This window comes from Actinacidiphila glaucinigra, from assembly GCF_035918135.1.
In the GTDB taxonomy this organism is placed as follows: domain Bacteria; phylum Actinomycetota; class Actinomycetes; order Streptomycetales; family Streptomycetaceae; genus Actinacidiphila; species Actinacidiphila glaucinigra.
Map to the genome: position 1 here is coordinate 907,964 of NZ_CP109144.1, position 9,281 is coordinate 917,244.

The following is a 9,281-nucleotide window of genomic DNA, read 5'->3' on the forward strand; positions in this document are numbered from 1 at the left end:
CGGTGACGGAGGCCCCGGTGAAACCACCGGGCTTGATGGAGCTCGCCGCCAGCGGCCTGCAGGCCTTCGACGCCTGCACCGCGCTGCGCGAGCGCGGGTTGGACGTCCCCGGCGACATCAGCGTCGTCGGCTTGGACGACGTGCCCGTCACCCGGTGGACGGCCCCCGCCCTCACCACCGTCCGCCAGCCGCTGCAGGCCATGGCCGCGATGGCGGCACGCACGCTGCCGCGGCTGGTCGACGGGGAGGAGGCCGACCTGCCGAGGGTGGAGCTCGCGACGCAGCGGGCCGTCCGGGACAGCACCGCACCGGTGCGCGACGGAGGGTGACACCGAGAGGGCTGTCCGTCACCGACCGGCCCGGGATGCGTGCGTGGCACCCTCTGCATTTCATATGCAAAATGACCCATTTGGGTGAATAATGGACTAATGGATGTGATCTTTGAACCGTCGGTGTACCCACCGCTCGCCCTCGGCTTCTTCGGTCTGGCGACCGGCTATCTGATCTGGGGCTCCCAGGAACTGTTCGGCTGGCCCAAGAGGGACGAGAAGGTCGACCGGGCGATGGGCGTCTGGGGCATCTGGCTGCCGGGCCTCTGCCAGCTCCTGGCCGGCGTCATCCTCTTCGTGGGCCTCACCTGGTTCGAGGTCTTCAAGGAGCCGCCGCTCTACATGGCCGCACTGGCCTTCACGGCGTACGGCATCCACTGGTTCGCGCTCGGCTGGGACCGCTACCGCGGCAACGACGCACGCGTCAACGCCGGTGTCGGCGTGGCCTACATGGTCCTGTCGGCCCTCGGCGCGACGGTGTTCTTCGCCGCCAACGACTGGCCCGTCGGACTGGTCTTCGTCGGGCTCTTCGTCGTGTACCTGAGCAAGTTCGTCATGTCGGTCGGCGTCCCCGTCGCCGAGCGCGTGATGGGGCTGTTCCGCCTGCTGACCGCCGCCTGGCTGCTGTATTTGACCTTCGCCGTGGTGGTCGACTTCACCCTCGGGTACCACTGGGAGACGTGACCCGCACGGAGCGTCAGGCCTCGACCAGCCCCAGCCGGAACAGGCTCTCGGCGGTCTCGAGGACGGTCGTCCGCACGGAGCGCGGCTCCCAGCCCAGCACCGCGCGCGCTTTGTCGGTGCGCAGCACCGGCACCTCGCCCAGCCGGCTCGCCGCCTCCCGCAGCGCCGGGTCGGTGCGCGCGCCCTCCCGCACCTCCTCGGGGGTCAGCTCCCGCGCCGGCACCTTCGCGGCGCGCTCGCCCAGGCCCTCCGCCAGGACGCGGGCCATCCCCAGGAAGCTCGTCGGCGTGCCGCTGCCGACGAGGAACCGCTCGCCCGCGGCGGCCGGTTCCGTCATGGCCCGCAGATGGGCCTGCGCCACGTCACGCACGTCGGCCACGTCGAAGTACTGCGGCAGGACCACCGGCAGGGCTCCCTCCAGCATCGCCTTGACCAGCGCCACCGAGGCGGAGAGGTGCGCGCCCAGCACGGGGCCGAAGATCCCCGGGGGGTTGATCACGGCCAGTTCGAGGCCTCCTCCCTCGGCCGCCGCGAAGTCCCAGGCGGCGCGCTCGGCGACGGCCTTGGACTTGATGTAGGGCGTCAGGTCGTCCGCGGGGTCGGTCCAGTCGCTCTCGTCGTACGCGCCGCCGCCCGTACGGCTGTAGCCGACGGCGGCGAAGGACGAGGTCAGCACCACGCGCCGGACGCCGTGGTCACGCGCCGCCCGCAGCACGCGCAGTGCGCCGTCCCGGGCCGGGACGACGACCTCGTCCTCGGTGCGGGGCTGACGGGCCGGGAAGGGCGACGCCACGTGCCTTCACCGCCTCCGCCCAGCCCTCGTCCGAAGCCAGGTCGGCCTGGACGACGTCCAGCCGTTCGCCGGGGTCGGCGCCCGCACGGGCCGCCGTCGCACGGACGTCGTCCGCGCGGTCGAGCGACCGGACGGTGGTGCGCACCCGGTGGCCGGCCCGCAGCAGTGCGTCGACGACGTGCGAGCCGAGGTAGCCGCTGCCACCGGTCACGAGGACGGGTCCGGAGCCGGGGGTCAGGTCGTGGTCGTGCATGGTCTTCTCTTCCCTATCTCAGTTCGGGCACCGTGCGCGTGAGTTCGTCCACGGCACACCGCTCCGCTTCGTCGTCGCCCCGCTCCCGCGCGTCCCACAGGTCGGTCTTCAACTGCAGGTAGCGCAGGCGGACCCGCATCCGCCCAAGCTCCTCGGCCACCCGGTCGGCGTTGCGCCGGAACAGCTCGCGCAGCTGCGCGGCCCGGTCGGCGTCCGCCTCCCCGTCGAGGTGACGGAGGTAGGCGTGCATGTCGCGCACACTCATCCCGGTCGCCTTGAGGCAGCTCAGGGCCTCGATCCTCTCCACCGCGGCAGCGCCGTAGCGGCGGTGTCCGCTGCCCGCGTCGCGGGGGACCGGGCCGATGAGGCCGATCTTCTCGTAGTACCGGAGTGTCGGCTCGGAGAGGCCGCTGCGTCGCGACACCTCTTGGATCGACACCGGCGGGGCGTCTGTCATTGCCACGTCCTCAGTCTTCGGAACCTCAAGCGCTTGAGGTCAAGCGTGGGGTGCGCACGTGGCCGAGGTCACTTCGCTCCGGCACCGGCGCGTCGTGCGCCGCGGTGCTCCGGATGTCTCCGGGGGACCTCACCCCCGAGAAGGACTTAGTGTAGCCTTACCTAAATTTCAGACATGGGTGCTGGTCGCCGTCGGCTGGGTACCGGAGGGGTCGCGGGGTGGGAACGAAGGTGCCGTCAGGGCGGGATGTCCTGCTGCGGACGGTCAGGGGCCGCCGGAAGGACGTCGCCGTGGGCGCCGTACTCGGCGCCGGCCATCAGTTCGGGGAGGCTCTCGTCCCCGTCGTCATCGGCATCGTCATCGACCAGGCCGTCTCCGACGGAGACGGCCGCGCGCTGTTCGGCTGGCTCGCGGTGCTGGCCGTGGTGTACGTGGGGCTCTCCTTCAGCTTCCGCTTCGGCGCCCGCGCCGGCGAACGCGCTGCCGAACAGGCCGCGCACGACCTGCGGATCACGCTCGTACGAAGGGTCCTCGACCCCGGCGGCGGCGCCGAACGCGGCCACCTGCCGGGCGAGTTGGCGAACATCGCCACCGAGGACGCCAAACGGGTCGGCGCCGTCAACATGGCGGTCATGACCGGGATCTCGGCCCTGACCGGACTCCTGGTCAGCGCCGTGGCGCTGCTGCGCATCTCCGTGCCGCTCGGCCTGGTCGTCCTCCTCGGCACACCGGTGCTGCTCTGGCTCGGGCACCTGTTGAGCAAGCCCCTGGAGCGGCGCAGCGAAGCCGAGCAGGAGGGGGCCGCGTACGCCTCCGGGATAGCCGCCGACCTGGTGGCCGGACTGCGGGTGCTCAAGGGCATCGGCGCGCAGGCCGCCGCCGTCGAACGCTACCGGCGCACCAGCCGCGCCTCGCTCGGCGCGACGGTGCGGGCGGCGCGCGCCGAGGCCTGGCAGAGCGGGGTGGTGCTCACGCTCACCGGCGTCTTCATCGCGCTCGTGGCGCTGATCGGCGGACGGCTCGCCGCGGCCGGCGACATCACGCTGGGTCAGCTCGTGTCGGCCGTCGGCCTGGCCCTGTTCCTCCTGGGTCCGCTGGAGGTCTTCGCCTGGGTCAACGCCGAGTTCGCCCAGGGGCGGGCCTCCGCGGGACGCATCGCGGCCGTGCTCGCCGCGGAACCCGACGTGCTGCCCGGTGAACGCCCCCTGCCGCAACCGGTGCTGGGCGGCCTGCGGCTGCGCGGCGTCACCCTCGGCGCGCTGCGCGGGGCCGACCTCGACGTACGGCCCGGCGAACTGCTCGGCGTGGCCAGCACCGACCCGGCCGCCGCGCAGGCGCTGCTCGCCTGCCTCGGCCGCACCACGGACCCGGAGGCCGGCGTCGTCGAACTGGACGGCGTGCCCCTGCCGGAGCTCGACCCCGCGCGGCTGCGCACCGCGGTCCTCGTCGCGGCGCACGACGCCGATCTGTTCGAGGGCACCCTCGCCGACAACCTGGGCGGCGCCGGGGACACCGACCGCGCGCTGGCCGCCGCCTGCGCCGACGAGGTCGCGCGGGCCCTGCCGCAGGGCACCGCCTCCGAGGTCACCGAGGGCGGTCGCTCGCTCTCCGGCGGCCAGCGCCAGCGCGTCGCGCTCGCCCGCGCCCTCGTCGCCGACCGCCCGGTGCTCGTCGTCCACGACCCCACCACGGCGGTCGACGCGGTCACCGAGGCCCGCATCGCCGGCGGCCTGCGCGAGCACCGCCGGGGCCGCACGACGCTGCTGGTCACCAACAGCCCGGCCCTGCTGTCCGTGGCCGACCGCGTCGTCCTCCTCGACGGCGGCCGGGTGGCCGCCGACGGCGTGCACGGCGACCTCGTGCACGGCGACCCGACCTACCGGACGGCGGTACTGGCATGACGACGGCATCGGGATCCGCGGCGCGCGAACTGCTGCCCACCGCGACGCCCGCGCGGACCCGCGCGGCGGTGCGCGAACTGCTGCGTCCCCACCGGGCGCTGGCCGTGGGCGGGGCCGTGGTGATGGTGGCGGCGACCACGGTGGGACTGCTGACGCAGCCGCTGCTGGGGCACATCGTCGACCTGGTCACCGACCGGCGCCCGGCGGGGGCGCTGACGCTTCCCGTGGTGCTGCTGGTGCTGGTCGCGGTGGCGCAGGGCGTGGCCACGGCCTTCGGCATGTCGCTGGTGTCGCGGCTCGGTGAGACCGTGCTCGCCGAACTGCGCGAGCGCTTCGTCGAGCGGGCGCTGTCCCTGCCGCTGGAGCGGCTGGAGCGGGCCGGATCCGGCGACCTCAACTCCCGCGTGACGCGTGACGTGTCACGGGTGGCGGAGGCGGTGCGCACCGCGCTGCCGGAACTGGTGCGGTCGGGGCTGTCCATCGTGCTGACGCTGGCCGCCCTCGCGGTGCTGGACTGGCGGTTCCTGCTGGCGGCGCTGCTCGCGCTGCCGGTGCAGGCGCACACCGCGCGCTGGTACGTCCGCAACGCCACCCCGCTGTACGCGAAGGAGCGCATCTCCACCGGCGCCCAGCAGCAGCAGTTGCTCGACACGATCGGCGGCGCGGCGACGGTGCGGGCCTACCGGGCCGAGGCCGGGCACACCGATCGGGTCACCGAACGCTCCCGTGCGGCCGTCGACCTGACACTTCGCGGGGTGCAGCTGGTGCTGCGCTTCTACAGCCGGCTGCACGTGGCCGAGTACACCGGGCTGGCCGCCGTGCTGGTCACCGGTTTCCTGCTGGTGCGCGGCGGTTCCGCGTCGATCGGCACGGCGACGGCGGCGGCCCTGTACTTCCACAGTCTGTTCGGCCCGGTGAACACCGCGCTGGTGCTGCTGGACGACGCCCAGTCCGCGACCGCCGCCCTGGCCCGGCTGGTCGGGGTCGTCGACGAGCCGGCACCCGCCGCCGCGGACGACGCACGGCCGCAGGACGTCCCCGGCGTTCCGGCCGTCACCGTTGAGGGCGTCGGCCACGCCTACGTGCCGGGGCGGCCGGTGCTCAGCGACGTGGACCTGGTCCTCCGGCCCAAGGAGAAGGTCGCCCTCGTCGGTGCCAGCGGCGCCGGCAAGACCACGCTCGCCAAGATCGTCGTCGGCATCCACCAGCCGTCGTCGGGCCGGGTCGAGGTCGGCGGTGGCCGGCCCGCGGAGACCGGGCGCACGGTCGCGCTGGTCACGCAGGAGGTGCACGTCTTCTCCGGCCCGCTCACCGACGACCTGCGCCTGGCCCGCCCGGACGCCACCGACGAGGAACTGCGCGAGGCCCTGGAGCGGGTGGGCGCGCTCGGCTGGGCGCAGGCGCTGCCCGAGGGCCTGGACACCGTCGTCGGCGACGGCGGTCACCGGCTGACCGCGGACCGCTCGCAGCAACTCGCCCTCGCCCGCCTGGTGCTGGCCGACCCGCCGGTCGCCGTCCTCGACGAGGCGACCGCGGAGGCCGGCAGTTCCGGCGCCGGGCGGCTGGAGGAGGCCGCCGAGCGCGCGCTGGAGGGCCGTACGGCACTGGTCGTCGCGCACCGGCTCAGCCAGGCCGCCGCCGCCGACCGGGTGGTGGTGATGGAGGAGGGCCGCATCGCCGAGAGCGGCACCCACGACGAACTGCGCGCCGCAGGGGGGCCGTACGCCGCCCTGTGGCAGGCGTGGGCGGAGCACCGCAGCACCCCCCGGCCGTAGCCGGCCGCCGCCCCCTACGAACCCGTCCACAACCGAAACGAACAGAAGGATCACGCGATGCCCCGCGCCACCAGAGCCACCCGGATCACCGGACTGCTCGCCTCCGTACTGGTTCTTGTCGGCGCGGTAGCCGCCTGCGGCTCCTCCGACTCCCCCTCCGACGAGGCCAAGCCGGGCTCCGGCTCCACCAAGGCGCCCGCGAGCAGCGCCTTCCCCGTCACGATCGCCAACAAGTACGGCAGCACCACGATCAAGGCCGAGCCCAAGCGCGTGGTCACCGTGGGCCTCACCGACCAGGACGCCGTCCTCGCGCTCGGCACCGTCCCGGTCGGCACGACGGAGTGGATCGGCGGCTACAAGGGCGCCGTCGGCCCCTGGGCCCAGGACAAGCTGGGCTCCGCCGCCGCGCCGACCGTCCTGAAGGACACCGGCACCGGGCCGCAGGTCGAGAAGATCGCCGCGCTCAAGCCCGATCTGATCCTCGCCCTGTACTCGGGCCTGACCAAGGCGCAGTACGACACGCTGTCGAAGTTCGCCCCGGTCGTGGCGCAGCCCAAGGAGTTCAACGACTACGGCATCCCGTGGCAGCAGCAGACGGAGACCATCGGCAAGGCGCTGGGCAGGTCCGAGGAGGCCGCCAAGCTCGTCGAGGGCGTCGAGGCGAAGTTCGCCGAGGCCAAGAAGGCGCACCCCGACTTCGCCGGCTCCACCGCGGTGATGGCCACCCCGTACGAGGGCACCTTCGTCTACGGCAGCCAGGACGCGCGTTCGCGGCTGCTGTCCGACCTCGGGCTGAAGCTCCCGGCGGACCTGGACAAGGTGATCGGCGACCAGTTCGGCGCCAACATCAGCAAGGAGCGCACCGACCTGCTCGACCAGGGCGTCGCCGTGTGGATCGTGCCGGACACCACCGGGGCCGTCGCCAAGCTGCACAAGGACAAGCTGTACGCCGACCTGAAGGTCGTGAAGGAGGGCCGCGAGGTCTTCGTCCAGGAGACCGGCGACTACGGCAACGCGGTCTCCCTGTCGACCGTGCTGAGCATCCCCTACGTCCTGGACCGCCTCGTCCCGCAGCTGGCCGCCGCGGTGGACGGCGACCCGGCGACGAAGGTGGAGCAGCCCGCGTCCTGAGTGTCCGCCTGCCCGGTGGTGTGTGCGGGCGCGCACACCACCGGGCGGCTTCGTGTCGGCCCGGTGCCGGTCACCAGGTGTCCGGCCACGGGTACCCGAGTTCCCGAGCGCGCTCCCGGGTACCGCCGGACACCCGTGCGTAGGTCTTCGGGTCCTCCCCGGCGAGGCGCAGCAACGCGGCCGCGGCCTGTGCCTCGGGCGGTGTGCCGTCGTCGGCGATGTCCCACCGGAACTGGAGCGGGCTGTCGGGCCGGTCGGGGTTCCCCGAGGCGAGTCCGGGCACGTACCAGAAGGTCACCACGGTGGTGTCCGCCCGGTCGTCGAAGCTGCTGCTGATCCAGCCCCGGCTCGCGTCCCATCTGCTCAGCAGATCGGGCTCCGCCACCAGACCCGCTTTGATGAGGCGGGCCACCGTGCGAACCCGCCAGGACCACCCACGGTCGGTCTCCGCGCGGGCGACCTCCGCGTCGTAGGCCGCAGCGTCGAAGCGGTACGGCGCCGGCTGGGGCGCGGGCTCCTCGGAACCGGGCAGCGCCCGGCGCCAGTTCGACCACACCACCTGGTCCCCGTCGCGCCGGATCGTGACGTGGAGCGCCCCGCAGCAGCCCTCCGTACAGCCCGCCTCCGCGAGTTGCACTTCGCGAGGCTCAGGACCGGCGCGCAGTCGCCCCTCCTCCAGGAGGAGTTCGGGGCTGTTGGCGGGACCGCGGGAGAAGAGCGCCGGGACGACGGGGCGGCCGTCGACGAGGATGCGGGTCTCGACCCGGTCCCGGTCCACCGGGTCACCCGCCACCACCTCGATGCGCAGCCGGCCGGCCGTGGCCGGGAGGGTGAACGGCCGCCGCCCGGTGCGCCGGATCCAGCCCGCCCGCCGCCGCTGCTCCGCGGTGCTTTCGGGGATCTCCGTCTGCGAGGCCCATCGTGGTTCGGCCAGCAGCCGCCCGAGTGTGTCGAGCAGCGCCGCACGCCGGTCCCCCGGCCAGTCCAGGAGCGCCGCGGAGCCGCTGCTCATGTCGAGGGCGAGCGAGAGCAGGGTGGCGTGGTGGTCGAGGCTCGGCGGCAGGAGGCCGGCGCGTGTGACGACCCTCTCGTACAGGGCAAGTGCCTCTCGGTAGGCGAGGAGGTGGCTCGGGTCGTCGTACGAGAGCCCCATCCGCACGAGCAGGCTGACCGCCTGGGCGAGAAGTGCCGTGTCGCGGGGATGGCGCTCGAGCAGTTCGGGCAGCCCGGCGGCCTCCGCGATCCGGCGAGCGTCCCTGGCGCCGACTCGGTGGAGCGGGTTGGGAAGGGCGGTCACTTCGGCGAGGACCGCGTGCTCGTCTCCCGTCCGGAGGGCGCGGACGAGCGGCCGAAGCTCGTCGTCGGCGAAGGTGGCGAGGTGGACGACGGCCGCGGACCTGCGGTCCAGTCCGTCCAAGGCGTTCACGGCCAGGCCGGTGAGCTGCCGGAACACCCCGAGAGCGGCGAGGTGCGGTACGTCCTCGGACTCGCCGACGCGGATGAGGAGGGCGATTCCCGCCGTGACGGCGGGCGCGGTGGTGCCGGTCCTGGTCAGCTGCCGGGCCAGTGCACGGGCCGTGTCCCGCTCCTCCTCCGGCAGCGGCAACTCCTCGACGGCGGAACGGATCAGGTGCCTGTGGCTGTCCCGTACGCCGAGCCGGGCGAAGCGGTGGTGGAGGGTGGGTGAGTCGTCCGGCAGCGGGTCAAGGGCCGCGCGGACGGCGGCCCTGACCTCGTCCCGGGTCAGGTGGGGACCGGCTGACTCGGCCTTCCCCGGGAGGGAGTGCCCACGCCGGGGCGGCAGCCCGTCCGGGGATTCGCGCAGCAGGTGCAGGGCGCGGTCGTACAGGGCGGGCGGAAGGGTGAGCGCGTCGCGCTCTTCCCGGGCGCTCACCGGGCGGGGTGGGACTCGATTCGGTAGGTCATGTGCGCAGCCTGCCAGGCCTGCTCACACTTCG

9 protein-coding genes are annotated in these 9,281 nt (G+C 73.6%); 5 read left to right on the top strand and 4 right to left on the bottom strand.

What is annotated here, in order from left to right:
* The first annotated feature begins 17 nt into the window (after positions 1–17).
* Together OIE69_RS03960 and OIE69_RS03965 are read left to right on the top strand one after the other, a co-directional pair.
* Positions 18–329, top strand: coding sequence for a substrate-binding domain-containing protein (locus tag OIE69_RS03960; RefSeq protein WP_326570521.1), 312 nt, complete (start codon positions 18–20; stop codon positions 327–329).
* Positions 330–428: 99 nt separating this feature from the next.
* The gene (locus tag OIE69_RS03965; RefSeq protein WP_326570522.1) at positions 429–1,013 is read left to right on the top strand and encodes a hypothetical protein; all 585 of its coding nucleotides are present in this window, start codon (positions 429–431) and stop codon (positions 1,011–1,013) included.
* Positions 1,014–1,026: 13 nt separating this feature from the next.
* Here OIE69_RS03965 and OIE69_RS03970 read toward each other — a convergent pair whose 3' ends face one another.
* The 3 genes from OIE69_RS03970 to OIE69_RS03980 are packed head-to-tail and all read right to left on the bottom strand — an operon-like array spanning position 1,027 to position 2,516.
* The gene (locus tag OIE69_RS03970; RefSeq protein WP_326570523.1) at positions 1,027–1,806 is read right to left on the bottom strand and encodes an NAD-dependent epimerase/dehydratase family protein; all 780 of its coding nucleotides are present in this window, start codon (positions 1,804–1,806) and stop codon (positions 1,027–1,029) included.
* The gene (locus tag OIE69_RS03975) at positions 1,709–2,059 is read right to left on the bottom strand and encodes an NmrA family NAD(P)-binding protein (RefSeq protein WP_326570524.1); all 351 of its coding nucleotides are present in this window, start codon (positions 2,057–2,059) and stop codon (positions 1,709–1,711) included. Before OIE69_RS03975 ends, OIE69_RS03970 begins: the two co-directional genes overlap by 98 nt.
* A 13-nt stretch (positions 2,060–2,072) precedes the next feature.
* The gene (locus OIE69_RS03980; RefSeq protein WP_326570525.1) at positions 2,073–2,516 is read right to left on the bottom strand and encodes a MerR family transcriptional regulator; all 444 of its coding nucleotides are present in this window, start codon (positions 2,514–2,516) and stop codon (positions 2,073–2,075) included.
* A gap of 290 nt (positions 2,517–2,806) precedes the next feature.
* On the opposite strand from OIE69_RS03980, the gene OIE69_RS03985 reads away from it, so the two are divergent.
* Genes OIE69_RS03985 through OIE69_RS03995 form a run of 3 tightly spaced genes read left to right on the top strand, consistent with a single transcriptional unit; the run spans position 2,807 to position 7,323 of the window.
* A complete protein-coding gene (locus OIE69_RS03985; RefSeq protein ID WP_392567454.1) occupies positions 2,807–4,417 on the top strand; it encodes an ABC transporter ATP-binding protein in 1,611 nt (536 codons plus the stop codon).
* Positions 4,414–6,192, top strand: a complete 1,779-nt coding sequence (locus OIE69_RS03990) for an ABC transporter ATP-binding protein (RefSeq protein WP_326570527.1) — start codon at positions 4,414–4,416, stop codon at positions 6,190–6,192. The genes OIE69_RS03985 and OIE69_RS03990 overlap by 4 nt, the downstream gene beginning before the upstream one ends.
* Before the next feature lie 57 nt (positions 6,193–6,249).
* Positions 6,250–7,323 (top strand): iron-siderophore ABC transporter substrate-binding protein, encoded by a 1,074-nt coding sequence (locus OIE69_RS03995; RefSeq protein WP_326570528.1) that lies wholly within the window; start codon positions 6,250–6,252, stop codon positions 7,321–7,323.
* Between the two features lie 70 nt (positions 7,324–7,393).
* Here OIE69_RS03995 and OIE69_RS04000 read toward each other — a convergent pair whose 3' ends face one another.
* Positions 7,394–9,217, bottom strand: coding sequence for a hypothetical protein (locus OIE69_RS04000; protein WP_326570529.1), 1,824 nt, complete (start codon positions 9,215–9,217; stop codon positions 7,394–7,396).
* Positions 9,218–9,281: the final 64 nt, after the last annotated feature.

Bases quoted from the DNA above. Each gene is read 5' to 3' on its own strand.
- OIE69_RS03965 (WP_326570522.1), top strand. From the start codon at position 429: ATGGATGTGATCTTTGAACCGTCGGTGTACCCACCGCTCGCCCTCGGC.
- OIE69_RS03975 (WP_326570524.1), bottom strand. From the start codon at position 2,059: ATGCACGACCACGACCTGACCCCCGGCTCCGGACCCGTCCTCGTGACC.
- OIE69_RS03980 (WP_326570525.1), bottom strand. From the start codon at position 2,516: ATGACAGACGCCCCGCCGGTGTCGATCCAAGAGGTGTCGCGACGCAGC.
- OIE69_RS03990 (WP_326570527.1), top strand. From the start codon at position 4,414: ATGACGACGGCATCGGGATCCGCGGCGCGCGAACTGCTGCCCACCGCG.
- OIE69_RS03995 (WP_326570528.1), top strand. From the start codon at position 6,250: ATGCCCCGCGCCACCAGAGCCACCCGGATCACCGGACTGCTCGCCTCC.